Origin of the sequence: Chryseobacterium lathyri (assembly GCF_019970085.1) — a bacterium.
GTDB classification, from domain to species: Bacteria; Bacteroidota; Bacteroidia; order Flavobacteriales; family Weeksellaceae; genus Chryseobacterium; species Chryseobacterium lathyri.
This window is the reverse complement of sequence record NZ_JAHXYG010000003.1, coordinates 316,265-341,993: the sequence shown is the minus strand read 5'-3', so window position 1 is coordinate 341,993 and position 25,729 is coordinate 316,265. Positions and strand designations below refer to the sequence as shown.

Here is a 25,729-nt window from a genome sequence, read left to right as displayed (position 1 = left end):
ATTAATTAAAATGCTACGTTTACACCAAATACAAAGCTTCTGGCTTTAGGATAAGTAACATAATCAATTCCGAAAGACTGAATTCCGCCCTGAGATAAACCGGTATTGATTTCAGGATCGAAACCTGAATATTTGGTAATCACGAATAAATTCTGAGCCGTTACTGAGAATCTGATGTTTCTGATATGCTCACCAATTCCAAGGATTTTCGGATTCAGATTGTAACCTAAAGTGGCATTATTCAATCTGAAAAAGTCTCCCTTTTCAAGGTATCTTGTTGAAATTACATTGGTATTGTTTACACTTTCATTAGGAAATTGTGTTGCAGCATCTGTTGTGTTGTGAGATAATCCCAATCTTCCTCTCGAAAATAACGTAGAAGCAGTATTGTTATAAATCATATTGCCTGAAACTCCGTTGAAATTTAATCCTAAATCGAAGTTTTTGTAAGCTGCCTTCAGGTAAAGATTATAAGTAAAATCCGGTAAAGCGCTTCCTGCAGCAACTCTGTCATTGTCTGTAATAATTCCATCTCCGTTTACATCTCTGAAGATATTGGTGCCGTTTTCGCTTAATCCTAGAAATTCTCTTACGTAGAAAGTTCCGATTGGTTCATTATTAATGTATCCATTGATAACAGCATTAGTTGTTCCCGGTCCCTGTGCCTCTCCTGTGGAAATTACTTTGTATGGAGAATTTTTTACTTCATTTTTAATAAAAGAAGCATTTCCTCCAATGCCATATGTAAATGCTTTATTCGGATCGCTGTTGTAGTTTAATGAAATTTCCCAACCCGTATTGTTGATCTGCATATTCGGGATATTCTTCCACATTGTTGGAGCTGGTTCTATAGGATCCACAGTATTTATTACCGAAATAATGTTATCAGAAATTTTTCTGAAGAAATCGACAGTACCCGTTAATCTATTATTTAAAATTCCAAAGTCTAATCCAATATTGGTTTGCGTCGTTACTTCCCATTGTAGATCCGGATTGTCGGCTCTTACCAAATACACTCCTATAGGATAATTTCCACTGTCATTTAGAGGATAAGTGGCTTGTGCAGTTCCGCTAGCATCGGCTTGGTAGCTTTTTTTTGTTACCTTACCCGGGATTTCCTGATTTCCTGTTTTACCCCAGCTTGCTCTTAATTTCAGATTGTTGATCTGCTCTACATCCGAAAGAAATTTTTCTTTGCTGATGTTCCATCCTGCAGCGACTGACGGAAATATTCCGTATTTGTTATTTGCTCCGAACTTAGAAGATCCATCGGCTCTTAAAGTTGCTGTTAAAAGATATTTATCCTGAAAATCATAATTTACCCTTCCAAACCAGGACTGTAATTCATTTTTATTAGCAATAACAGACGTTGTTTGATTCGTTGCCCCTGCAGCAGGAATCTGATATTGCGGCTCGATTCCGTTGATTGGGAAGTTCTGATAATACCATCCTCTCGATGTCAACATTAACTTTTGATAAGAATGTCCTGCCATTACATTAAAATCGTGACTGTTGATTTTAAATTTATACGTTAAAGTATTTTCTAAAAGAGTATTGTTATTTGAATAATTGCTTAGGTTTAAAGTTCCGATCTCCAGAGGAATAGCATGCGGAATATTCTGGATAACTCTTTCCGCTGTAGAATAATCAACCCCTAAATTCAGCTTATAAGTCAATCCTTTAATAATTTCCACAGAAGGAGAAATGTTGGCTAAAATTCTGTTATTTGTTGTGAAATCCTTGTAAATCTCGCGACGAATTAATGGGTTAAAAGCCCCATTATTAAAGACAGTAGTTGGTACCCCATCGGTATATGCAGGATACGTCGGATTCCATGTAAGCATATTGGAAACTACATCTGTTGAATTCGGTCTGTTATTTTCGGTTCTTGTTCCGTTTAAATTGAAGTTTATGCTTACTCTTCCGTTAAACGCTTTTTGTGAAGCATTGATACGACCGGAATATCTTTTTAGATTACTGTTGTGAAGAATTCCTTCCTGATCTTCATATCCTAAAGCAGCATAATAATTTGAAGTATCTGTCGCTCCTGCTGCTGAAAAATTTACATTTTTAGAAACAGCTGTCCTGGTCAACTCATCCTGCCAATCGGTATTTCCTCCCATATCATCCAATTTTCCTCCGGCTGCAGTTACCTGCCTTCTGAATTCGTCTGCTCCAAAAACATTCATTTTGTTCGCAAGATTGGAAATTGTAAGATTGGAAGAAAGACTCATCTGAGTTCTACCTTTTTTACCTTTTTTAGTCGTGATGATAATCACTCCATTGGCTCCTCTTGCCCCATAGATTGCAGCTGCAGAAGCATCTTTTAAAATATCCAATGATTCAATATCATCAGGATTAATAAAGTTCATGGGGTTGTTAGCTGTTCCGGTGTTGCTGTTATCGATTACAAACCCATCGATAACGTAAAGTGGTGTTGTGCCGGAACGTAAACTTCCGACTCCTCTGATGATAATATTTTGGTTAGCTCCCGGTTCACCACTTACATTCGCAACATTTACTCCGGCAACTTTTCCCTGAAGCAATTGCCCAACATTAGCAACCATTCCTTTATTAAAATCTTCGCTTTTTACAGAACCTACAGCTCCGGTTACATCAGATTTTTTTTGACTCCCGTATCCTATCATTACCACTTCTTCAATGTCTGTCAATTTGTTCTCATCCTTGAGCGTGTCGGATTCTTTTTTTTGTGCAAATGTTAAGCTGACACAACTCATCAAAACTGTCGGCACGAGATAAATACGTTTCATTCCTTATTATTTTCGTGCAAAATTAGCTCGATAAAATGCCGAAAACTGTTAATTTAACATTAAGTAACCGGTTTTTAAAATTAATAAAACGTAAATATTTTTGTCAAAAATTAAATTTATGAAAACTTTATGTAAACAAACTTTTTTAAAGTTCTTAAATTCAATTATTTCCCTGTTAACATTGGATTTATAGTTTATTATTGAAATTTTTGAAATGATATTATATCTAATTTCGCAGCTTATTTCATACTTATAAAATTATTAAAAATCCAATCATTATGAATTATTTCTGTAAAAATGTTAATTTCAAGGCAATCGCAGCTTTCTCGTTGCTTCTTTTTGTAGCCATGTTATCAGCTCAAAAAAAACAAAAGCCTCTTAACGTCATTTTTATGATTGGTGATGGAATGGGCGTTTCACAGGTTACTTCTGCATTCTATTTTGGAAATTCAGAACCCAATTTTCAAAAATTTAAAATTGTAGGTCTGTCTGAAACATCTTCAACCAGCGATTGGGTTACAGATTCTGCTGCCGGGGCAACCGCTTTATCAACAGGTGAAAAAACTTACAAACGTGCGATTGGCGTAAATAGAGATTCGATAGCACTTCCAACGATATTAGAACAGCTGCAGAAAAAAAATTACCAAACCGGGTTGGTTAGTTTAACGAGTATTACTCATGCAACACCTGCTTCTTACTACGCTCATGTAAAAGACAGAGATCTTCATGAAGATATTGCGCTTGACCTTGTAAAAGCAAACGTTAATTTTTTAGCAGGCGGAGGTTTAAAATTCTTCAATAAAAGAAAAGATGGAAAAAATCTTCTGAATGAATTTAAAAAGCTCAATTATAATATAGACACGCTGAAACTTTCAAAACCCATTCAAAATAAAAACAACTTTTATCTTTTGGCGCAGGACGAGCTCCCGAATAAAGTTCAGGGAAGAGGAGATTTTCTTCCCGAAGCCACACAAGCCGCTCTAGATTACTTATCTAAAAACAAAAAGCCATTCTTTTTGATGGTGGAAGGCTCATTTATAGATTGGGGCGGTCATGCTAAAGATGGCGAAATGATGGTAAAAGAAGTTTTAGATTTTGACAAAACCATCGGTGTGGTGATGGAGTTCATCAAAGAAAACCCGAATACACTGTTGGTAGTCACAGCAGATCACGAGACAGGCGGTGCAAGCATCGGAAAATTCATGGAAAAAGATTCAACAGGAAAAGAGAAGAACATCAAAGACAAAGTACAGGTGAATTTCATCGACAATCAACACACTGCGGCTTTAGTTCCCGTTTTTGCAATGGGAAAAAACCAGGAGCTTTTCTCTGGCGTATACCCCAACAACACCATCTATCATAAGCTTGCTGAAGCTTTGAAAAAAAGTGGAATCACTATTAAATAATTTGAATTTTACTAAATCTTATGCGCTTACATTTAAAAAAAATTACAGGCTTTATCACTCTGCTTTTTGTTGCAACTGTTTTTGGTCAAACTACAAGAGTACACTCTCATAATGATTATGAACAGAAAATCCCATTTTGGTATGCCTTAGGTTCTGATGCAAATTCAATTGAAGTAGATGTTTTTCTTGAAAACAACGAACTTTTTGTAGCCCACAACAAAAAAGACATTACCCATGAACGAACATTTGAAAGTTTATATCTGAATCCTATTGATAAGGCATTAGGAATGAATATGATTAAACAGGAATCTCTACAGATTCTGATTGATATTAAAACAGATGCTAAAACAACTTTAAAGCAGATTGTAAAAACAATTCAGAAATATCCGGCCATTACAGCTCAAAAAAAAGTACGTTTTGTTATTTCAGGGAATCAGCCAAAACCGGAAGAATATACTTCTTATCCCGAATTTATTTTTTTTGATTATCAAAAACTGGATAATTTAACAACAGATCAATGGAATAAAGTTGCTTTGCTTAGCTTAAGCTTTCCGCAATATTCTAAATGGAACGGTAAAGGAGGCTTAACGGAAGAAGATTTACCTAAAGTAACCGAAGTCATCAAAAAAGCAAAATCATTTGGGAAACCATTCAGATTCTGGGCGATTCCCGACGGGAAAACTTCCTGGGAGTTTTTTGCAAACAACGGTGTTGATTTTATTAATACAGACCATCCGAAAGAATGTGTAGAATATGTAAATTCTTTGCAGAAAAGAACTTTTAAAAATAATCTGTTTTCAGAAGTTTATCAGCCTAAATTTTCCTATCTGAATAAAAATGTTCCCGTGAAAAATGTTATTTTATTAATCGGTGACGGAAATGGTCTTTCACAAATTTCTTCATCCGTTTTAGCCAATAAAGGACAATTAACGTTAACACAATTGAAAAATATTGGTTTAATTAAAACTTCTTCGACTGATAATTTCACCACAGATTCTGCAGCAGGAGCAACTGCTTTTGCAACAGGAAAAAAAACAAAAAACAGATTTATCGGAGTAAGTTCTGAGGGGCAAAAAACGGCAAATCTTACTGAAATTCTATCAGAAAAAGGTTTCAGCACCGGAATTATTACAACTGACGAAATTGTAGGAGCAACACCTTCTGCATTTTATGCTCATCAAAAAGACCGTGGTATGGAAAAGGAAATTGCCAAAGATTTACCAAAATCAAAACTTAACTTTTTTGCAGCGGGCGGAAAATCTAAAATTTCCGGCCTGCATGATTTTAAATTAGCCGAAAACCCAATGGAGGTTGCAGAAAGTAAAGCCAACCGTTTGGCGTACTATCTTTCCGATAACGGTGTTCCGCAAGTTTTGAAAGGTCGCGGGAATCTTTTGGCTGAAACTGTAGAAAGTGGACTGCAATTTTTAAAAAGCAAGAGAAAACCATTCTTCATCATGATTGAGGCAGCGCAAATTGACAGTGGCGGCCACAGCAATAATGTAGGAACCATCGTTACTGAAGGTATTGATTTCGACAGAGCAATTACAAAAGCAGTACAGTTTGCTGATCAGAACCCCGGGACTTTGGTGATAATTACTGCAGATCACGAGACAGGAGGTTTTAGTATTCCTCATGGCGATCTGGAAACAAGCACTATAGAAGGTGATTTTACGACAGACGATCACTCAGCTACATTAATTCCTGTGTTTTCCTACGGCTCAGGCTCAGAAATTTTTACGGGAGTATACGAGAATAATGAAATTTTCCATAAAATATTGAAAGCTTTGAAAGTAAATTAGTTTTACAATTATTTTTTCTAAAATACATACAGCTTTGAAAAAACATTTTTCTATTCATCTATTGATCGCTTTACTGCTTTCGTTAAACGTATTTGCGCAACATAAAGCCATTCAAATAGCATTTTTGGCAGATGTTCATTTTCAGGATCTTTACGGAAATTTTTCAGATAACGCATTCAGAGGAGTAAAAAATCCAAAAACCCAAAAGAAAACCTTATTGAGAACAATGGATTCGCAGCTCCACTCGACAAGAATTTTTAATGAAAATTATTTTGCTTTTCTGGCGGCTTTGGATGATGTGGCAAAACGGGGGATTAAAATCGTCGCACTTCCCGGTGATTATACTGATGACGGACAAGCCTACAATTTGAGAGGATTGAAAAAGATTTTAGATGAGTACCAAAAAAAACATGGAATAAGGTTTTTTATTACCACAGGAAATCATGATCCGGTAAGCCCGTTTCTGAAAGACGGCGGGAAATCTGATTTTTTAGGCGAAAATGGAAGCCCTGTTAACATTTTTAGTAATAAAATTTCAGTTGAAGATAATGGTCAGGAAACTTTCATTACCAAAGATATTGCGATGTCTGGCTATTTTGAAATTATGAAAGAGTTTAAAGAATTTGGATTTTGCCCTTCTGAAAAAGATCTGTTTTGGGAGACTCCGTTTAATCATAGTTCTTTTGAAAATTATAGTTTTAAAAAGGCTTTAAAAAGTTCAGAATATTCCAACAGAATGTATGAAGTCAGTCCGGGATTTACTGTTCCTGATTTGAGTTATCTGGTAGAACCCGTAAATGGAATTTGGCTTTTGGCAATTGACGGAAATACCTATTTGCCAAAAAATATTAATGGAAATCCAATAGATCCAGATAATTTTCATAGTGCTTCCGTTGGATACAATAATGTGCTTTCAAATAAAAAACATTTGATTGATTGGGTGAAAAACATTTCAAAAGAAGCAGAAAAAAAACACAAAGTTCTCATTGCATTTACGCATTATCCGATGCTTGATTACAATGACGGTGCTTCTGAAGATATTAAAAATTTATTAGGCAAAAATAAATGGCAGCTCGACAGAGTGCCAGATGATCACGTTGCTAAGGTTTTTGCAGATGCAGGGGTGAAACTTCATTTTGCGGGCCATATGCACATCAACGACACCGGAATCAAAAAGTTTGAAAACGGAAAAATGCTCGTCAATATTCAGGTTCCTTCGTTGGCAGCTTATCTTCCGGGATATAAAATTCTGACAGTGAATTCTCCCGCTGATTTTGATGTCGAAACGGTTTCTATTACTGATGTGCCACGTTTTGATGAGCTATTCCCTTTGTATAAGAAAGAATTTGGAGTCTTAAAAAATCAGACCAGAAAAGATCTTTGGAACGTTGAAATTTTAAAAACAAAGAATTATCACGATTTTACATTATTTCATTTAAAAGAATTGGTAAGGCTAAGATTTGTTCCTTCAGATTGGCCTAAAGATTTTATAGAAAAAGCCAGCCAACTTTCAGGAGAAGATTTACTTTATTTAAGTATTGACATGGACAATTCAACTGCAATAAATGCAGGAGAATTTAAAATATGGAATTTTGAAGATGCTTTATTGGATCTTTATCAATTACAGTCTGCAGACGAATTAGCAAAAAAAGATATTCCTGAAAAACGACTTTTGCAATTCAAATTTTTGCATGAAAATTTCGAAAAATTAAATACAAAAGATGAATTTCTAAATCAGCTGAAATTATTTTTCAGAGTTTTAGTTAAGCTCTCTTCGGGAGATCCTGCAGACCATTTCAAAATTGATTTTGAGAAAGGGGAAATTTTGAAATTGAAATAATTGCTGCTTTATCAAAAAAAATAATATTGTTCAAACAGAAATCTTAACAAATTCCTCCATCAAGAATACCAAAGCAACACTATTTTCAAAGATACTTCTGAAATACAAATCATTGCAGCTTTTTATTTAACTTTCAAAATATTTCGAAAAATCAAAATGAATTTTGACATAAACTTGAGAATTTCCAGAAGAACAAAAAACTAAAGCATTAATCAAACAGCAGGAATTGGATTGGTGACTGGAATTTACAATAGTAATCTGTGATACAATATCAAAATTTTAAGCAAAAAATCCCGGTTAATCCGGGATTTTAATTTCTCATATTTACATTTATTTTATCTCTACAGGAACTGAGATTTTATCCCAATCCATTGTGAATCCATTATTGTTTATTTTATAAACTAAAGTTTCCTGTGTTGCTGGTAAAGCCTTGGTTTTTACATCAACACGTAAAGCATCTTTTGCTTGTTCGTATTTATAAGCTCCCCACTGTTTTGGCTCTTTGTTAAAAATTGCAGTCCAGGTTCCAGACTCTTTTGGGATTAAGAAAAAGCTATATTTACCGGCAGGTAGTGATTTACCCTGAACGGTAATATTTTTATCGGTTTCGAAAGTAGTTGCTTCATTGGCACCTGCACGCCAAACTTTGTCATAAGCTTCTAAACCACCCCAGATCGTACGCCCTTTTACAGAAGGACTGCTATAAGCTATAGTAATGGTTGCATCTTTAATTTTTCCCGTAGCAGTAGCCGGAGGGCTGGCAGGTTTTTTAGTGTCCTGTGCAAAGGCATTCATGGAGATTGTCATTGTCGCAACAAGTACGGCAGCAGATTTAATGATGGTTTTCATAATATTTTTGTTTGTATGTTTATTTTGTCTGTTTACGAATTTACTGCTTTCTGTTTATAAAACAGTAATCCGATTGCTGAAAATATAATGACTGCTGCTGCCCCAATGACGTTAAGCCAAAGGAAAGAAACAATATCAAAATTATAAACGGCAATAACCACAATTTCTGATAAAATGGCAGCAATAAATACATTGGAACCGGTGATTTTTTTATAGTAAAATGCAACAAGAAAAATCCCCAATATCGGGCCGTAGAAGAGAGAACCTAATACATTAACCGCTTCAATAAGGGAACCCATTTGAGTGGCAAACATGGCTACCCCAATTGAAAAAATACCCCAGGCTAAAGTATGCAGGCGACTGTACTTCAATTCGGTTGCATCATCAGGAATTTCTTTTTTAAATATCAAATGAACATCTTTTAATGAGCAGGCGGCAAGGGAATTCAGTGCTGCAGAAATTGAACCCCAGCTGGCCAGAAAAATGACGGCAAACAGTAAGCCGATCATTCCTACAGGCAAGGTATTTTTTACGAAATACAGGAAAATGTAATTCGTATCCGTTTTCTCCGCATTATAGTTTGAATGATTGATCGCTTCCTCTACCCTTCCGTGCAGTGCTTTTACCTGTGTTTGTGTGTTTTTAAAATCCTGAATTGTTTTTTTGAGCTGAGGAGAATGAGTTTCTTTCAGTTTTAGAATTTCTTTCGATTCTGCATTAAATTTTAGTTGTAAATCCTGATGTTCTTTTTCAAAAACCGCAGCCTGTTCAGGTTTTGTTTCCTTTAAATGTTGATAAGAACGTTCGTTAAAATAAATCGGAGCCGGTTTTAGAGAAAAGAAAGCGAAAAGCAAGGCACCGATCAGGAGAATAGCAAACTGCATCGGAATTTTAACCAATCCGTTCAACAGCAAGCCCATTTTTGCATTGGTATTGTCTTTTGCAGTAATATACCTCCCGACCTGGCTCTGGTCTGTACCAAAGTAAGAAAGGGCCAGAAAAAAACCACCAATCAGCCCGCTCCAAATATTGTATTTATCTTTCCAATCGAATTCTGTGGTGATTACATTAAGCTTTCCGGATTTCCCCGCCAGATAAAGCGCATCGTTAAAACCAATTCCATTCGGCATATTCTGAATAAGTAGGTAACCTGCAAAAGCCATGGTTCCCATAATAATGAGAAACTGTAATTTTTGGGTGTGAGCGATCGCTTTTGCACCGCCAACATAGGTGTAAATCAACAGAATACCCCCTGTTAAAACATTAGTTAAATAAATATTCCAGTTTAAAACGCTTGATAAGATGATACTCGGAGCGTAAATGCTGATTCCTGTTGATAAGCCTCTGGAAAAAAGAAAAAGTAGTGAAGTGAGTACCCTTGTTTTTTTATCAAATCGGTTTTCCAAATATTCATAAGCCGTGTACACATTTAAGCGCTGAAAAATCGGGATGAAAGTGATACAGATAACAATCATCGCCAAAGGCAAACCAAAGTAATACTGAACGAAACGCATGCCATCTGTATAAGCCTGACCCGGTGCCGAAAGAAATGTAATGGCACTTGCCTGCGTGGCCATAATCCCTATCAGCACAATGTACCAGGGCATTTTATTATCTGCTTTCAGGTAGGATTCGTTGCTTTTTTGGCCACGGCCGATGAATACGCCGTAAACCACCACTGCAACAAGTGTAAAAATAAGAACTGTCCAATCTATAGTACTCATGCCCAGAATTTAGTAAACAAATAATAAAATGCGATCTGCAATACTAATGCAGCTGCTAATAGTATGTACCAGGTATTCCAATTTTTAAGTGGTTTGTTCATCAGTTTTTCTGTGCAGATAAAAAGTTAAAAAATAAACGTGCCGCCCCCACATTTCCCGCAGGCAGCTGTCTGAAAAATGCCAACGGTGTGTAGATAAAATTACCCTTCCCATATTTAGCATATAAAGTTGATCCCTGGAGTGGCTCTTCATCTGTGTCGTGCATTTCAAAAAGCGGTTCATACGCTGCATCCCATTGAGCAGGGAAATAGGCGCCGCGCTCCTGCACCCAGCCTTTAAAATCATCCGCAGTAATTTTGTTCGGAAAGTTCAGTAATTTATGATTTGGATTTAAAAATGTAACCGCTGCATTTTCTTCGGTAACACGCTTATTGGCAATACTGAAATTGTACATCCCCAATTTGTCAACGGTTGTATCCTGGTTGGTGTTATACTGCATCACCAAATTACCTCCGGCTTTTGCATAAGACCATAAAAAAGGCATCCAGCGACTCAACTTTTTCTCTGTATTATTGGCACGAACGCCAAGTACGATGGCATCATATTGCAATAGCTTGTTTTGACTGCCGTTTCCAGCAGATTCATCTAAGTTGCCATAAAAATCTTCGTCTTTCAAAACATCTACCTGAATACCTGCAATGCGTAGGAACTCAGGAATGAAATCGCCCGCACCTTCTATGTAACCCACTTTTTGAACCTTCGCCTGAATATCGCCTTTCATTACGATGGCAGTTGCAGGTGAAAAATATTGTAAGGAAGGTAAATGCGGGTACTGAATTAATATTTGCTTTTTATTATAAGTGACTCCATCTGCAACAAAATTGGCATCTAATTGCAAACGAGATGAATGTATTGCGGCAAGCTTAGTTTTTGGAATAACGTAATCGATGGTAGCATCTTTTCCATTGAGCGAACTTACATCAGCACCACCTAATCGTTCTCCGTTATACATCAGGTTTACTTTACCGTTACTGTACTGTCTGTTAGAATTAACCTTAACATTTAAACTCAAATGTAAATCTTCATTTTCCTTGACCTGATAAAGGGGTTGTGTAAATTTCAGTTCCAATGCAGGAACAATGCGCAGAGCTTCGACTACATCACCACGCACCGGATCTAATTTCTTGAAAGATAAAGGAAGTTTAACCTGAAACTTTTCCGAACCGATTCTTAAACCAAGCAAAACATTCAGTGGCGATTCTGCCTCTGGCAAACCGATTAAAGTATCATTCGGAACAGAGAAAGTTGCTGCGTTCGTGGGAGATTTTGCCAACCAGTAAGGTTCTGTGAGTGCTGCATCTGCAGGAATCTGAATGTCATGCTGAATGGTAATTAAAGAATCTTTTGATAGTTCTCTGTTGAAGCTTTCTGATTGACTTAACCATTTTACATCTTCTAAAACGACAGGATTTTCAGCTCTTGAAATCAAATTTAACCTGAAATTGTAATTGTCTCCGGCAACAGCTTCAGCCTGATTGGTCACTACCTCGCCCATAAATCCGGCACAGCTTAAAATGATATTGTCAAGAGATTTAATTTTATCCTTTTTTAGATCTCCATCCTGAAGAGCCACAACCTTTTTTCGCAAAGCAAGCAAGGCAGGTAAGCTGAGATCAGGTTGATTAAAATTAAAAGAGGAAATAATTTTATCTAATGATTGGTCAATATCAGCGCTTCCTTGTGAAGTCCAGGTTTTAGTTATTCCGTCAAAAAGTGTTGCTTTTGCAGGCTCGCCAATAACGTGGGCAAAATATTCAGTTCTGATGCCGGCTACAGACTGTGTTCCCGCACCCTGGCTTTTATGTAAACTTCTGCTTAATCCTGCCAATTCACCATAGCCCATGCCCAGTTGCGCATCATATTGCCCAACGGTAACTTTCAATTGATTTTCAGCTGTCGTATTGACCCCACCAAAGCGGAAAGTATTCCACAATACGCGTTTTGGTTGCCATGCATTAACATATTTTAGTTGATCTGGGAAAGCCGTTTTATCGCCTGCCAGCTTAAAAGCTTTTTCCGCAACCACAGCCGAAGCTGCATGTTGTCCGTGGCCTGCAGCAGCATTAGGAGGAAAACGACAAATGATAACATCAGGACGGAATTTACGGATGACCCAAACTACATCCGCTGTAATGCTATCTGCATCCCATTGTTTAAAGGTGTCGGTCGTATTTTTAGAGAACCCGAAATCAATCGCCCGGGTAAAAAACTGTTGGGCGCCGTCTAACTTTCTTGCTTCTAAAAGCTCATGCGTTCTGATTAAACCCAATGCAGCACCCTGCTCAGTACCTAATAAATTCTGACCACCATCACCTCTGGTTAAAGACAAATAGCCCGTTTCTACATTTTGATCGTTGATTAGCCAGGAAAGTAATCCTGTGTTTTCATCATCAGGATGAGCCGCAAGGTATAAAACTTTAGGCAGCTGTTTAAGGGTTTTGAGTTCACGGTAAATTTCAGATGATTTGGAAGGCCGGACCTGTTGGGCCGAACAAAAAACCGTATAAAAGCCAAGGATACATACAGTGCTTACTTTTTTGAACATTTAGATTTGCTTTGCGAGCAAATATAAGTAAATCGTTTTTTCTTTTAAACTTAAATTAGCAACTCCAAAAATTGTATTATATTCTTCGTAAAATCTTTGTGTGAAGGTAAAAGGAACCAAAGGCTTGATAATCATGTATACATTTTTTTCAAATAAAATTTAAACAGGTATTTATGTTTTTCTAATCGTATTCCGCGTAAGATAGATATAATTAAACATGCAAAATGTGGCTACCGCCCCAAAAGTATGCCATAAAAAGTGTGTTCCGAAACTCAACCATTCCCGTTTATCAATGATCCGGAAAGTGAGTGCGAGCGCAAACGACAATAAAGCAAAGCCTACCCATTTGCCAGCTTTCCATTGGGTATAAATTAAATAACGTAATACCGAAAAAAGGACAAATGAAGCCATGATTGCATAATTTACGTTGATAAAGAGAGAAGTGTTATCTGTCAAAATCCAATTTCTCAAGCCCAACATAAGTACCAGATATGCAAGAACCATTACAACAGCATAGTACCATCTGGTGCTCTGAGCTACAAAATAAAATCCGGCAGACAAACAGAGCAGCATAATGGGCATCCAATCCATCATGATAAATACCGGCCATTGTCTGAATGCATGGTAAACAGTTCCCCCAATGGCACCAATATATAACAACATTAAGCAGTAGGTTAAAAAAGGATATTCTTTAAAATTACCCTTCATTTTAAGGGTCCAAAAAATAGCTATAGCTAAAAATAACAGAGCAGTTATTGCATTGAATGGCTCAGGGAAAAACTGGGCCATATCTGTTTCTTTATATAACATGCCTCCGTCCGGAGGTATTCGGTTTATTGGCATTCTCTTTTTTTATATTATATTTATATACCTGTTCTAAATATAGAAAAATTATGGTATTAAATAGACTGGCAAAACTCTATACAATGGACGCTCAAAAAACAGGCACGAAAATCTCGTACAATCCTTTTGGATTATAATATAAACTGAAATATGAGAATTGCAATAATCGGCGCTCACAAAGTCGGTAAAACTACATTGGCAGAAGAACTTCTGGAGAACCTTCCCGGGTACACCCTTGAAATAGAACCCTACTACCAGATGGAGTCTTCAGGGTATGAATTTTCAGAAGAACCTCATCCTGACGATTTTCTTGAACAATTTAATTATTCAGCCAAACTGGTCTTCAAAAGCGGAGATGATGTCATATTTGACAGATGTGTCATTGATATCTTAGCTTATCTTCATGTTCTTGATTCAGGTCGAAATATCCAGTTTCTCTTTGAAAAAGTTCAAACCATCATCGATGAAATTGATGTTTTTGTTTTTGTCCCTATTGAAGAACCCGATCTGATATCCAAACATCAAATAGAGCTGCCAAAACTCAGGCATAAGGTTAATGAGTTACTTTATGACTGGATTGAGGATCTTGGAATAAAGGTCATTAAAGTAAGCGGAACTTCATCGAACCGAAAAGATCAGGTGCTGACCGGAATTTTATCCTAGGATCTGAGGTGGGTAACTTCTGTAAGGCTTTAAAAAGGTTACAGGTTTGAATTCTGGCATTATGCTCAACTTTCTTATCCTGAATTGGTATCAGCCATCTCCTTTTCTCTCCTTCTTTGAAGAATAAGGTGTGCGGCATCCAGCATTTTAACCGTATGAATGTAGGGCATAACGATATTCCTTTCCGGTAAATTTTCATAGACGCCCATGGAGAAATAGACGATTCCGGACATAAAATAATCAAATTCTTTGATGCTGTATTCCCTGAATGCTTTTATGAAAACCAGCAGAGGATTCCGGTATTCCTTCTCCGAAAGCAGGCCAAGAACCCACGGGGAAATCTTTTCTTGTTGGGTATCGACAGTCCATTTCTTTTCCTTCAGCATGATGAGATACCCTGCCCGGATCAGCGACCTCATCGACTGATGAAACTGAAAGATCACCGCCGGATCTTCATTGATCCAGCTATTCCTCTTTACTGCATAATTCATAATGTTGCTGAGCCTTTCTTTGGAAACATCCAGCTCATTGAACTGAAAGAAAGTTTCCATCAGCTGCAAGCCGGAGCGCTTCTTACCTGCCCGAAACCAAGTATCAAAATCTGTTTTTATCTTTTTCATTGTTTGTATTTTTTATTGTTGAAATTTTTCTGAACCATTAAGATTTTTTAAGGCTTTAAGAGTTATTAAGAACATAGCTAAAGCTATTTTTTAAGCGAGATGCTTCTTCCATCTTTGATGGAACTTAACTTATCTTATTATCTTCATTCTTCTTAATGGTTTATATAAAACCGCCAGCCTACCGATGTACGCTGAGTTTTATGGTAAATGATGAATAGAAATAAAATCTGTGTTCCCGTGAAAGCCCTGAAGCCGCAATGGATTGTACACTCCATTGTATCCTATCATGATACTTTATGTAGTGAAGCAGCTTAGAAAAAGATGATTGTAGAAAAGCAGAACAGCATAAAATAAAAACGGCATGGGACTCTACAATATCCGATCTGAGGTACTGGTATACCTTACGTACAGATAAGAGAGCCCACGCCTAGGTCGTGAGCTTCCTGCTTATCGTCTCGTACGTTTAAAAATTACCAGTTTTCAGATCGAGATTCTAAGCAATAACTTCTATTATTCTTTGAAGTATCGCAAAATTACTTTAATAAGTAATCTTTTCCAAATATAAGAAATTTTCATTTTGTTACAAGATCTTATAACAAAATTTGCAAAAAAAATTACGCACTTTGTACAAAGCACTCATAAATGGACGTTTTGCAAGATGAAATACTAAAAAAATTTGGAGAACACATCAAAGAATTAAGACTTAAATCTGGGCTTACCCAAGATGATATTGTACTAAATAGTTCCAAAATGACTAAAGCTACAGTAAGTGATATAGAAAATGGAAAAAGGAACTTTGCATTTACTACATTGATTGACTTAGCTAGAGGTCTAAATTTGCCACCTAAAGATTTATTGAATTTCAAAATTGATTAAAAATCCTAATATAATAAGTTTTACAATGAATAGTATTTTATCTAAAAATTTTTTAAATATATAACTTCCGATTTATTAAATTGCATCTCGTCAAAGCTTATATTTTTTGTACCTTGCAAAGTTAATTTAAAGTACATATTTAGTTAAATGGATATTAAAGATATTGCTGTTGTGGATTTGTTCTGTGGAATAGGTGGATTAGCCCATGGTTTTCTTAAAGAAGGATTCAATGTTGTTGCAGGTATTGATATTGATGAGGCATGTAAATACGCTTTTGAAACAAACAATAAGTCAAAGTTTATATCAAAAAGTATAACTGACATTTCTGGCTCTGAACTTAATGTTTTATTTGGAGATTCCAAGATAAAAATATTAATTGGTTGTGCACCATGTCAGCCATTTTCTTCTTATACTTTTAAAGATCCAGAAAAAAAAGATAATGAAAAATGGAAACTTTTGTATGAGTTTCAGAGATTAATATTAGAAACAAAACCTGATATAATATCAATGGAAAATGTTTCACAATTAATTAATTTCAAAAAAGCTCCTGTTTTTGATGATTTCATTAAAACTTTAAAGAAAGAAGGTTATTTCATTCACTTTGAAATCGTTAATTGTATTGAATATGGTATTCCGCAAAATAGAAAAAGACTTGTTTTAGTAGCATCAAAATTAGGACATATTGATTTAATTCCTAAAACTCATAGTAAGAATAATTTTGTAACTGTTAAGGATGCTATTGGAAAATTGCCTCCAATTGAAGATGGTGAATCCCATCCTAAGGACAAATTACATTTTGCACGAAAACTTTCTCCAAAAAATAAATTGAGAATTATGAATACTCCCTATGGTGGAGGTTGGAAAGATTGGCCAGAAGAATTAATTCTTGAATGTCATAAAAAAGACTCAGGCAAATCGTATTCTAGTGTTTATGGAAGAATGAAATGGGATGAACCATCACCAACTATGACAACTCATTGCATAGGTTATGGCAATGGTAGGTTCGGTCATCCAGAACAAAACAGAGGAATTTCTCTTAGAGAAGCAGCATTACTTCAATCTTTTCCAAAAACATACAAATTCTTTAATAAAGAAAATGAAATATCAATAGTGGCAATAGCCAAACAAATAGGAAATGCAGTACCTGTTAAATTAGGGGAGGTAATAGCAAAAAGCATAAAAAAACATTTATATAACTATGAGTAAAACTCCTGAACAGTTAGAATTAGCTGAAAATCAAATCAAAGATATTCAGCTTGATTATAATTATAGAATAGCAGATTTTTCAATTGGAGAATTGTTAAAAAAGTTTGTAAAAAAAGGTGAAGAACCTAATTTTGAAGATGAATCTATTTCTGGGCTATTTGTTCCAACTTACCAAAGGGATTTTATTTGGTTAGAAACAATGCAATCAAGGTTTATAGAGTCTATTTTTATGGGGGTACCTATTCAGCCATTATTTGCATTTGAATTAGATGAAGATGGGAATTTAGAACTTTTAGACGGAGTCCAAAGATTGTCATCGATAAAATCATTTGCAGACAATGAACTGATTTTAGTTGGGTTAGATGAATTATATGCACTAAATGGATTTACATTTAATGATCTTGGAACAGCTAGGAAAAGGAAATTTCTAAATACTCAATTAAAGTTGTATATAATTAATGAAAATACCGATGAAGGAATACGAGCAGACATATTTAGACGAGTTAATGAAGGTGGTAAAAGATTGGAGCCTGCAGAAATCAGAAAAGGTAAATTTATTGGTAATGTCTTATATGATTTTATACTAAATATGTCAAATACAAATGAATTCAATTCATTATTTAGTTCAACAAAAGAAACAGATAAATTAAGAGGAGAAAAAGAAGAATTAGTTTCAAGATTTTTTGCTTTATCAAATAATTATCAAGATTTCGTACATTCTGTAAAAGGATTTATGGATGATTATATCATTGAAGCAAACAAAACATTCGATAACGAAAGTGCTATTTTATTTCAATCAGAATTATTCAATACTTTAAGTTTTGTTCAGAAAAACTTTCCCAGTGGATTTAAAAAATCAACAGCTGCGAAATCAATTCCAAGAGTAAGGTTTGAAGCAATAGCAGTTGGGACAAATTTAGCTTTAAGACAAAATCCAGATTTAACAATTTCAAATGTTGATTGGCTTGAATCTAATGAATTCAAAAAATGGACAACATCTGATGCTGCAAATAGTAAAAATAAAGTTGTTGGACGTATTGAATTTGTAAGAGACTGTCTTCTTGGTATTACTGACCCAAATAGTTTAAATTATGACAATTAGAGATGAATTTAATAATAGGGTTAATGAAGTTAATTCGTTTTATGAGATACTTGCGATTGTTGAACTTGAAAGTCCTAAAATTATAGCTTATGATTTAGTGGAAAGTAAAGATAAAGTTGTGAATATTAATTCGTCTAAAATTGATACATTAAGATCAACCGCTTACCTGCTATTGTACAATTTAATTGAGTCAACTATATATAATACCATAACTACAATCTTCGACGAAATTAAAGATTCGGGATTAAAATATTCTGATGTTATTGACGATGTCCAAAAATATTGGTTAAATAATATTTATAAACATAATGATAACAAAAAGAAAGAAACAATTATTGAGACGATAATCAATATATCTAATAAAATTTCAAACGAAATAGTAGAGTTAGCTTCTAATGAAATTAATTATGGAGGTTCTTTAGACGCACAAAAAATTTTTGCTACAGCCAAATCAATGAAAATTGACATAAATAATGTACATATCATATATGACAAAACAAAACATGGCGAAAGTTTAGTTGATGTGAAGAAAAAAAGAAATTGGTTAGCACATGGTGAAAAATCATTTATTGAGGTTGGTGGCTCATCAACTTATTCACAGCTAAATGATTCTAAAACTCACATATGTGATTTTTTAAATGAATTTATAAAGTCTGTTGAGAACTACATACTGCATAAACATTTTCAAATAGCTACTGTTTAATACAACAATCAACCCGCTCTCCAAAATCTCCCGACTTTGTAGCAAGCTTAAAGAAAATAATCTTCTTTACCAGCCCAAAGTTGGGAGACCTTCCACACCAGAGCCCAATATTTTAAAAATGATGATTGACCATCATTTCTCTTTATCACTTATATCTTATTTTTACAAAAAGATTCAATGGACAAATTAAGTTTTCTGGAAGTTATTGTTGCGATTGCTGTTTTTGTATCGCTGCTGCTTGCCGTATTTTTGTTAACGGTAAAAACAGAAAGAAAACTGGAAAACAGATTATTTGCAGCGTTCCTTATCATTAATGCCATTGATATCAGCGGGCTTTTTATGCGTCGAGATCACTAAAAGCCAAATGGGGCTACTTATTAAGACAAGTAGCCCCATTTTTATTTGTTTCGATAGCACTATTTACTGGATTAATGTCTTTTTACAGTCTTTAAGAAATCACCCCTTTGCAGCCAGATTCTTTTTAATTTTCATCATTAAAAAATCCGGAGTTACGCGTGGAATATTAGACAGGAACCAGTTCATAAAACCGACAATTTTCTTACCTTTTCCATGTAAAAGAAGTTTTACGCCTTCTTTTGCAACCACTTCAGGTTTAACAGGTTTATTGCTTTTCATCATATTGGCTTGTAACATTTCTTCATTGTAGAAGCCTGTATCAATCGGCCCGGGACATAATGCTGTTACAACTACGCCCGTTCCTTCCAGTTCGGAAGCGAGGGTTTCGGTAAAAGCCAGAACAAAAGTTTTCGTTGCAGAATAAACCGAATAATAAGGGAATGGCAAGAATGCCATCAGAGATGAGATATTCATAATCCTGCCTGATTTTCTGGCCACCATATCTTTGACAAACAATTTGTTAAGTGCCACGAGACTGGAAATATTCAAATCGATCATTTTTAATTCTTCTTCCAATGATGTTTTTGTAAATTTTCCGTAAGTTCCTACGCCAGCATTATTAACCAATCCGGTTACAAGCAGATTTCTGTCCTGAACTTCACGGTATAGTGCAATGGCATTTTCAACAACAGACAAATCTTTGACGATATATTCCACGGAAATTCCGTATGTAGCAGTGAGTTCTGATGCAAGTTTCTTGAGCTTATCTTCGCTTCGGGCTACCAAAATCAGATCTTTCTTTAATTCAGCTAACTGAACGGCCATATGGTAACCTATTCCGGATGATGCGCCTGTTATTAAAATGTATTCTTTCATTTTTATTCAATTTTAATATTCTTCTTTGTTTTCAATGTCCAGACTTGGAGGAATCAGTTTGTACATTACCGGCGTAACAATTCTGGAGAGAATCGTTGAGCTGATAAGTCCGCCAATCAATACGATGGCTAATGGAGCAATCAAAGGATTGGAGTTTAAAGCCAAAGGAATTAAACCGCAGATCGCCGTGATGGAAGTTAAAACTACAGGAAGAAAACGCGTTTCACCCGCAATAGCAATGGCCTCATCAATCGAATGGCCTTCCAATCTCAACTGGTTGGTAAAATCCACCAGCAACAGAGAATTTTTAACCTGAATTCCGGACAGTCCGATAAATCCGATGATTGCCACTAATGACATCGGGCTTCCATCAATCAGCAACAAAATGACACCGCCCAAAATCCCCAATGGAATAATCGACAATACAATGATAATTCCTTTAAAAGTTTTGAACTGAAGCAACAGCACCGCAATGAAAAGAAAAGTGCTTAAGATAATGACAGAAATGAAATTTCCTCCTAATGCATCGCCTTCTGATTCTTTTTCTCCCGACAGTTTATAATAGTAGCCTTTTGGCATTTTCAGCTGATCCAATTGAGGAATAATGTCAACCAATAAATCATTGGCATAATATCCTTTTGCAGACATCGCCGAAACTTTTGCAAATCTTGATTTATTGAAATGGTTGATTGCCGTAGGAGATGTTTCAAATGAAACGGCAGCAATCTCATTGAGCGCAATTGGTACCCCTTGCACATTATTGACATACAGATTTTTCAGGGCGTCCAGATTAGAAAATTTTTCTCTCGGTAAAGTCAGCGTTACTGTTCTTGCATCGCCGCGGTCGTCGATGTAGTCTCCCACCGACAATCCGGCTACGGCAAGACGAATGACTTTATCCACCTCACTCGTCATCACTCCTAGAGTTCTCGCTTTTTCCTTGTTGATTTTTACTTTAACATCGGTTTTGTAGGTGTTTAGTTCATTGTTGATGTACACCGTTCCTTCTTGTTTTCTCAAAATATTTTCTACCTGAGAAGAAAGTTGTCTCAAAACAGCAGGATCTTCTCCAAATAAGCGCACGACAATATTGGCTTCAATCGGAGTTCCCTGTTCAAAATCTTTTACCTCAACTTTGGCGTAAGGCATTGTTTTGAATTTTTCCCTTAAAGTTTCAATCAGCGCTGTTTTCGTTTCAGGTTTTGCTTCGTCATCCAGCTGCACAAAGATCTGCGCAAAATCAGGCTTTCTGTCCTGTGGATGCACATTATAGTAAATCTGTGGATTCCCTTTTCCAACATTGGAAGTGTAATAGACAATTTCTTTGTGGTTCTTTAATTCCGATTCAACAATCCTGGCAACGCGGTCACTCTCTGAAATATTAGACTGAAGCGGTGTTTTGATATTGATCAGAAACATCGGTTTTTCTGAAGTCGGGAACAATTTAAAACCTGTTAAACTGAATAATCCAAATGCCAAAACACTTAATGCGATTGAAATTCCGATTGTTATTTTAGGATATTTCAAGGCTTTCGGCATAATTCCTTTGTAACTGTTGGTCAGAAATTTCTGAAGATACTGTAGGAAAATATTTCCACCTTCGTGGTCGTGGGTCTTCAGGAATCGGCTGCCTAAAAATGGAACGAGGGTTAGCGCAACCAGCATGGACGCCAAAACACTCGTAATTACAGCTACCGGAAGGCTCCGTATGAATTCCCCGGCGATATCAGGAAGGAATGCCAATGGTAAAAATGCAATGATCAATGTTGCGGTACATCCTACAACCGCCAAACCGATCTGTTTGGTCCCTTTAAGAACCGCATCTTTTTTAGAATGCCCTTCACGTAACCAGCGCTCTATATTTTCCACAACCACAATACTGTCATCAACCAATAATCCCAATGCTACAACCAATCCCACGATGCTCAACTGATTCAGTGAAAATCCTAGTGCATTCATCGCAATTAAACCTAATGCCAACGAAAGCGGAATTGAAATCATTACAATAACAGATGCTCTTGAACCTAAAGGCAGCAATGTAATGATAACCAAAACAATGGCCAATCCGAAGTCAAAACCTAAATGCCCCAGACGCTGGGAAACCATATCAGCCTGATCGAAGTTTTTGATCAACTTAATATTTTCAGGAAGATCTTTTGAGAATTCTTCCAAAATAGGAGCAAATTGTTTCTGAACATCGGTAATATTCACATTATCCTTCATTCCGGCACTTACAAGAATGCAACGATGGCCATTGATTCGGGTGATATGGTCAACGGTCTGCGATTTGTAACCAACCTCGGCAACGTCTTTCATATAGACAATCTTACCATTGGCATTGTAAATGACGGTGTTGGCAACATCCTGCTCATTTTTGAATTTACCGCTGGTTTTAACATTGAACACCTTGGTTCCCATATCGATACTTCCTCCGGGGATATCGGCTGCCTCACTCTGCAAACTTCCCATCACAACATTTAAGGGTATTCTCAGTTGTGCAAGCTTATCCAGTTTAAGATCAACCCTAATCTCCTGCTCTGGCATTCCTGAGTAGATGACATTTTTAAGATTCGTGATCTTTTCAAGTTTTGTTTTAAGCTTATCTGCCTCATCTCGAAGTTTTTTCTCGGAAGCACTCTCAGAAACCAGGGCAACCTGCAGAATTTTCACATCAGAAGATGATATCTTTTCTGTTTTGATCTGATAAATATCTTTCGGAAGCTCACTGTTTTTTAAGGCATTAATCTCAGTTGAAATTTCCTGATACTTATTATCGACATCAACACCATATTTAAATTTAACCTGAAAAGCGGCAACGCCGTCTTCTACAGTCGTCAGTATTTTATCAATATTTTCCAGCCCGTAGATTTTATTTTCGATGGGCTTTACCACCTGCTCTTCCATATCTTTCGGGCTTGTTCCGGGATAAATCACGGTGATCAGGTATTGTGGCGGATGCGTGGATGGATCTTCGGATCTTGGCATTGTGAAGAGCGTTAAGAAACCGACCACCGCAACAAGAAGAAATATGATCAGCGTAAACTGATAATTTTTAACGGCAAAATTTGTAATCTTCATCGTTTCTTAATTAATAATTTTAATGGTTGATTGCTCATTCAGATAAGCACTGTTGGAGATCACAATTTTATTGTTCTTTTGAAGTCCGTCCTTTACAAACACTTTATCATTTTCAAATCTGGCAATCGTAATAGGTCTTTTCTTCACTTTGTTATTTTCAACCACAAAAACGAAAGCTTTATTCCCGTCAGCTTCAATTAAGGAATTGTAGGGAACCATTATAAAATCTTCCGAATGATCAGTCTTAATCTCGGCTTTTCCAAACATTCCTACTGCGGGCTTGCTGTCATTCATCGTCAGTTTAAGCTCCACCTGAAAAGAGCCAAGCGCCATATCAGCTGCCTGCGACTTCCTGAAAATAAAGGCATCGAAACTTTTGCCGGGATAGCCATCCAATGTAACCACTGCTTTTTGGCCGATCTTTACAGAAGCCCATTCGGTATCGGTAAGTCCTACTTTCAATAGATAATTATTATTGTTGGAAGTTTCATTAATCATGAGAACCGGTGAGCCTGGCCCTACAATCTCACCTTTACCGGCCACTTTTTGGGAAACGAAACCGTCCGCAGCTGCATAAATTTTTGCATATCTGGCGTTGAATGCAACCGCATCTTTCTGTTTACGGGCGATATCCAGTCCGGTCTTGGTGTTCTGAACCTGCTCCAAGGTATACACGCTGTCTTTATATAAGTTGGTGGCGCGTCTGTAATCACGTTCGTATTTCTGCACATTTAAATCCGACTGATTGAGGCCTGAACGAATCTCTGTCTCGTCCAAAGTGGCCAGTAGCTGACCTTTTCTGAAAAACTGTCCTTCCTCCACAAAAATTCCGTTCACGACTCCTCCTATTTTAAAGGAATAGGTGGTTTCATTTTCTGTGGTTACCAAACCGGAGGCATTGATGTTTGAAGCAAGAGCCAATGATCCTACAGACGCTGTTTTTACAGCAATTATATCAGCTGTTTCAAATGGTTTTGACTCTTTTTTTTCTTCTTTGCAGGAAGCTGTCAGCAAGATTGAAAGCAGGGATATGGTTATGGTTTTATTCATAATAACTGTGTTGATTTTATTGATTAAGATTGAAAGTGGCATTGGCTCTTTCCAGCTCTGCGAAGGCAATCCATGAATTGTAAAGGGCAATGTTGGTATTAAGCTGTGTGTTGACGACCTGATTTTGGGCATCCAGCAATTCGATGTAGATCGCTAAACCTTCTTTGTATAATTTGGTGACATCATCATTGTATTTTGTAGCGGTCTCTTTCTGTTTACTGTCAGATTCATACTGTTCCAAAGCGGATTTTAAATTATTTTGAGAAACCTGAAACTGGAGTAACAACTGCTGTTTGGCATTATTGATCTGAGAATCTAATTTTTTACTTTCTTCATCTACCTGTTTCAGTTTGTATTTGTTTTTATTACCTGAAAAAATATTCCATTCCAGGCTCAGACCTGCAAAATAATAGCGTGAAGTCTTATCAACCCTGAAATCAAAATCCTGAAAACCGAGATCTGCGAAGCCGCTTAGTTTTGGAAACCAATTGGATCTTGTCAGCTGATACACATTTTCATTGATCTCTTTAGCTTGATTCAGCTTCTGCAATTCTTCCCTGTTTTCTGTATTTTCCGAGAGCAATTCTGTCGGAATTTCTATAATTTCATCGGTTTCAATCTCAGTATCCAGCTTCTGATTCAACAGAAAATTAAAGTAAGCCTGGGCATTTTTGCTTGTATTGATGGCGGTTTCGAGATTAGCCTGAATTCTTGTTACTTCATTATCACTTCTCAGTACTGCTGTACGATTGATTTTGTCATTCTTAAAAAGCGCTCTGTTCACTCTCTGATTTTCCTTCACCATCGATAAAGCATTCTGATAAATTCTGATACCTTCTAAAGATTGCAAGTATTTATAGTATGCAATCTTGATATCCTTTACCAATTCGCGCCGGTAAATTTCCAATTCAATTTTTTGTAAACCCGCTTGCTGTGTTTTAATCTTTTTGTTGTAAATAATCTCATAATTCAAAAGCGGCATTGTCGTATGAAGCTTTATGTCATAGAAATTATTAGGATTAATCAGCACCGACTGATTCTCCAGCGAAGGAAAAGCGTTGGAATTGGTGATCTGATTCAAGGTGCTGTACACAGGATTCATCATATCTCCGATGGGAATATCAATCGTTCTTCCGCCGTCAGCAATCGTGTAATTGGCTACTACTGCGACCGAAGGTGAAAACAGTGACTTAGCTTCCTGTAAAGCATACAGGCTTTTATTGATATCAAAATTTATTTGTTTGATAACTTCATTATTTTCAAGACCGATTTCGATGTATCGATCAAGGTTAGTTTGGGAATATGTGATGCATCCTAAACAAATCAGTAATAACATTGACAGTTTTTTCATTTAAATA

At 36.2% G+C, this 25,729-nt stretch carries 19 protein-coding genes; 9 read left to right on the top strand and 10 right to left on the bottom strand.

The window, feature by feature from the left end; genetic code table 11:
* Positions 1–5: 5 nt before the first annotated feature.
* Positions 6–2,771, bottom strand: coding sequence for a SusC/RagA family TonB-linked outer membrane protein (locus LC418_RS10885; RefSeq protein WP_223559133.1), 2,766 nt, complete (start codon positions 2,769–2,771; stop codon positions 6–8).
* A gap of 278 nt (positions 2,772–3,049) precedes the next feature.
* On the opposite strand from LC418_RS10885, the gene LC418_RS10880 reads away from it, so the two are divergent.
* Genes LC418_RS10880 through LC418_RS10870 form a run of 3 tightly spaced genes read left to right on the top strand, consistent with a single transcriptional unit; the run spans position 3,050 to position 7,819 of the window.
* Positions 3,050–4,177: an alkaline phosphatase gene (locus tag LC418_RS10880; RefSeq protein WP_223559131.1), complete on the top strand. Its 1,128-nt coding sequence runs from the start codon at positions 3,050–3,052 to the stop codon at positions 4,175–4,177.
* A 20-nt stretch (positions 4,178–4,197) separates the two neighbouring features.
* Positions 4,198–5,979 carry an alkaline phosphatase gene (locus tag LC418_RS10875; RefSeq protein ID WP_223559129.1) on the top strand — a complete coding sequence of 594 codons (1,782 nt, stop codon included), beginning with the start codon at positions 4,198–4,200 and terminating at the stop codon, positions 5,977–5,979.
* A gap of 34 nt (positions 5,980–6,013) precedes the next feature.
* Entirely contained in the window at positions 6,014–7,819 is a 1,806-nt protein-coding gene (locus tag LC418_RS10870) for a metallophosphoesterase family protein (RefSeq protein ID WP_223559128.1), read from the top strand.
* 330 nt (positions 7,820–8,149) lie between these two features.
* Here the strand turns inward: LC418_RS10870 and LC418_RS10865 are convergent, their stop codons facing one another.
* The 4 genes from LC418_RS10865 to LC418_RS10850 all read right to left on the bottom strand — a co-directional run bounded on the left by LC418_RS10865 (position 8,150) and on the right by LC418_RS10850 (position 13,840).
* Positions 8,150–8,668 carry a DUF2911 domain-containing protein gene (locus LC418_RS10865; protein WP_111954695.1) on the bottom strand — a complete coding sequence of 173 codons (519 nt, stop codon included), beginning with the start codon at positions 8,666–8,668 and terminating at the stop codon, positions 8,150–8,152.
* 32 nt (positions 8,669–8,700) lie between these two features.
* Positions 8,701–10,392, bottom strand: coding sequence for a sodium:solute symporter family protein (locus LC418_RS10860; RefSeq protein ID WP_223559127.1), 1,692 nt, complete (start codon positions 10,390–10,392; stop codon positions 8,701–8,703).
* 100 nt (positions 10,393–10,492) lie between these two features.
* Entirely contained in the window at positions 10,493–12,997 is a 2,505-nt protein-coding gene (locus LC418_RS10855) for a PIG-L family deacetylase (protein ID WP_223559125.1), read from the bottom strand.
* Positions 12,998–13,168: 171 nt separating this feature from the next.
* The gene (locus tag LC418_RS10850; protein ID WP_223559124.1) at positions 13,169–13,840 is read right to left on the bottom strand and encodes a hypothetical protein; all 672 of its coding nucleotides are present in this window, start codon (positions 13,838–13,840) and stop codon (positions 13,169–13,171) included.
* A gap of 150 nt (positions 13,841–13,990) precedes the next feature.
* Here LC418_RS10850 and LC418_RS10845 point away from each other — a divergent pair, with 150 nt between their 5' ends.
* Entirely contained in the window at positions 13,991–14,503 is a 513-nt protein-coding gene (locus LC418_RS10845) for an AAA family ATPase (RefSeq protein ID WP_213279966.1), read from the top strand.
* Positions 14,504–14,577: 74 nt separating this feature from the next.
* Here LC418_RS10845 and LC418_RS10840 read toward each other — a convergent pair whose 3' ends face one another.
* Positions 14,578–15,123: a hypothetical protein gene (locus LC418_RS10840; RefSeq protein WP_223559122.1), complete on the bottom strand. Its 546-nt coding sequence runs from the start codon at positions 15,121–15,123 to the stop codon at positions 14,578–14,580.
* A 642-nt stretch (positions 15,124–15,765) separates the two neighbouring features.
* Between LC418_RS10840 and LC418_RS10835 the strand changes: the two genes are divergently transcribed.
* The 5 genes from LC418_RS10835 to LC418_RS10815 all read left to right on the top strand — a co-directional run bounded on the left by LC418_RS10835 (position 15,766) and on the right by LC418_RS10815 (position 19,367).
* Positions 15,766–15,999: a helix-turn-helix domain-containing protein gene (locus LC418_RS10835; RefSeq protein WP_223559121.1), complete on the top strand. Its 234-nt coding sequence runs from the start codon at positions 15,766–15,768 to the stop codon at positions 15,997–15,999.
* A 147-nt stretch (positions 16,000–16,146) separates the two neighbouring features.
* Entirely contained in the window at positions 16,147–17,205 is a 1,059-nt protein-coding gene (locus LC418_RS10830) for a DNA cytosine methyltransferase (RefSeq protein ID WP_223559120.1), read from the top strand.
* A complete protein-coding gene (locus LC418_RS10825; RefSeq protein ID WP_223559118.1) occupies positions 17,198–18,307 on the top strand; it encodes a DUF262 domain-containing protein in 1,110 nt (369 codons plus the stop codon). Before LC418_RS10830 ends, LC418_RS10825 begins: the two co-directional genes overlap by 8 nt.
* The gene (locus LC418_RS10820) at positions 18,297–19,010 is read left to right on the top strand and encodes an MAE_28990/MAE_18760 family HEPN-like nuclease (protein ID WP_223559117.1); all 714 of its coding nucleotides are present in this window, start codon (positions 18,297–18,299) and stop codon (positions 19,008–19,010) included. The genes LC418_RS10825 and LC418_RS10820 overlap by 11 nt, the downstream gene beginning before the upstream one ends.
* A 177-nt stretch (positions 19,011–19,187) precedes the next feature.
* A complete protein-coding gene (locus LC418_RS10815) occupies positions 19,188–19,367 on the top strand; it encodes a hypothetical protein (protein WP_223559115.1) in 180 nt (59 codons plus the stop codon).
* Positions 19,368–19,466: 99 nt separating this feature from the next.
* Here LC418_RS10815 and LC418_RS10810 read toward each other — a convergent pair whose 3' ends face one another.
* The 4 genes from LC418_RS10810 to LC418_RS10795 are packed head-to-tail and all read right to left on the bottom strand — an operon-like array spanning position 19,467 to position 25,722.
* The gene (locus LC418_RS10810) at positions 19,467–20,243 is read right to left on the bottom strand and encodes an SDR family NAD(P)-dependent oxidoreductase (protein ID WP_223559113.1); all 777 of its coding nucleotides are present in this window, start codon (positions 20,241–20,243) and stop codon (positions 19,467–19,469) included.
* A gap of 12 nt (positions 20,244–20,255) precedes the next feature.
* Positions 20,256–23,321 (bottom strand): efflux RND transporter permease subunit, encoded by a 3,066-nt coding sequence (locus LC418_RS10805; protein ID WP_223559112.1) that lies wholly within the window; start codon positions 23,319–23,321, stop codon positions 20,256–20,258.
* 6 nt (positions 23,322–23,327) lie between these two features.
* Positions 23,328–24,371 carry an efflux RND transporter periplasmic adaptor subunit gene (locus LC418_RS10800; RefSeq protein ID WP_223559111.1) on the bottom strand — a complete coding sequence of 348 codons (1,044 nt, stop codon included), beginning with the start codon at positions 24,369–24,371 and terminating at the stop codon, positions 23,328–23,330.
* Between the two features lie 16 nt (positions 24,372–24,387).
* Complete coding sequence (locus LC418_RS10795; RefSeq protein WP_223559109.1) at positions 24,388–25,722, bottom strand: TolC family protein; 1,335 nt, start codon at positions 25,720–25,722, stop codon at positions 24,388–24,390.
* Positions 25,723–25,729 lie beyond the last annotated feature (7 nt).

What these genes read in the sequence shown, in the direction of transcription:
- LC418_RS10885 (WP_223559133.1), bottom strand. Translation starts at nt 2,771, where the DNA reads ATGAAACGTATTTATCTCGTGCCGACAGTTTTGATGAGTTGTGTCAGC.
- LC418_RS10880 (WP_223559131.1), top strand. Translation starts at nt 3,050, where the DNA reads ATGAATTATTTCTGTAAAAATGTTAATTTCAAGGCAATCGCAGCTTTC.
- LC418_RS10875 (WP_223559129.1), top strand. Translation starts at nt 4,198, where the DNA reads ATGCGCTTACATTTAAAAAAAATTACAGGCTTTATCACTCTGCTTTTT.
- LC418_RS10865 (WP_111954695.1), bottom strand. Translation starts at nt 8,668, where the DNA reads ATGAAAACCATCATTAAATCTGCTGCCGTACTTGTTGCGACAATGACA.
- LC418_RS10860 (WP_223559127.1), bottom strand. Translation starts at nt 10,392, where the DNA reads ATGAGTACTATAGATTGGACAGTTCTTATTTTTACACTTGTTGCAGTG.
- LC418_RS10855 (WP_223559125.1), bottom strand. Translation starts at nt 12,997, where the DNA reads ATGTTCAAAAAAGTAAGCACTGTATGTATCCTTGGCTTTTATACGGTT.
- LC418_RS10850 (WP_223559124.1), bottom strand. Translation starts at nt 13,840, where the DNA reads ATGCCAATAAACCGAATACCTCCGGACGGAGGCATGTTATATAAAGAA.
- LC418_RS10845 (WP_213279966.1), top strand. Translation starts at nt 13,991, where the DNA reads ATGAGAATTGCAATAATCGGCGCTCACAAAGTCGGTAAAACTACATTG.
- LC418_RS10840 (WP_223559122.1), bottom strand. Translation starts at nt 15,123, where the DNA reads ATGAAAAAGATAAAAACAGATTTTGATACTTGGTTTCGGGCAGGTAAG.
- LC418_RS10835 (WP_223559121.1), top strand. Translation starts at nt 15,766, where the DNA reads ATGGACGTTTTGCAAGATGAAATACTAAAAAAATTTGGAGAACACATC.
- LC418_RS10830 (WP_223559120.1), top strand. Translation starts at nt 16,147, where the DNA reads ATGGATATTAAAGATATTGCTGTTGTGGATTTGTTCTGTGGAATAGGT.
- LC418_RS10825 (WP_223559118.1), top strand. Translation starts at nt 17,198, where the DNA reads ATGAGTAAAACTCCTGAACAGTTAGAATTAGCTGAAAATCAAATCAAA.
- LC418_RS10820 (WP_223559117.1), top strand. Translation starts at nt 18,297, where the DNA reads ATGACAATTAGAGATGAATTTAATAATAGGGTTAATGAAGTTAATTCG.
- LC418_RS10815 (WP_223559115.1), top strand. Translation starts at nt 19,188, where the DNA reads ATGGACAAATTAAGTTTTCTGGAAGTTATTGTTGCGATTGCTGTTTTT.
- LC418_RS10810 (WP_223559113.1), bottom strand. Translation starts at nt 20,243, where the DNA reads ATGAAAGAATACATTTTAATAACAGGCGCATCATCCGGAATAGGTTAC.
- LC418_RS10805 (WP_223559112.1), bottom strand. Translation starts at nt 23,321, where the DNA reads ATGAAGATTACAAATTTTGCCGTTAAAAATTATCAGTTTACGCTGATC.
- LC418_RS10800 (WP_223559111.1), bottom strand. Translation starts at nt 24,371, where the DNA reads ATGAATAAAACCATAACCATATCCCTGCTTTCAATCTTGCTGACAGCT.
- LC418_RS10795 (WP_223559109.1), bottom strand. Translation starts at nt 25,722, where the DNA reads ATGAAAAAACTGTCAATGTTATTACTGATTTGTTTAGGATGCATCACA.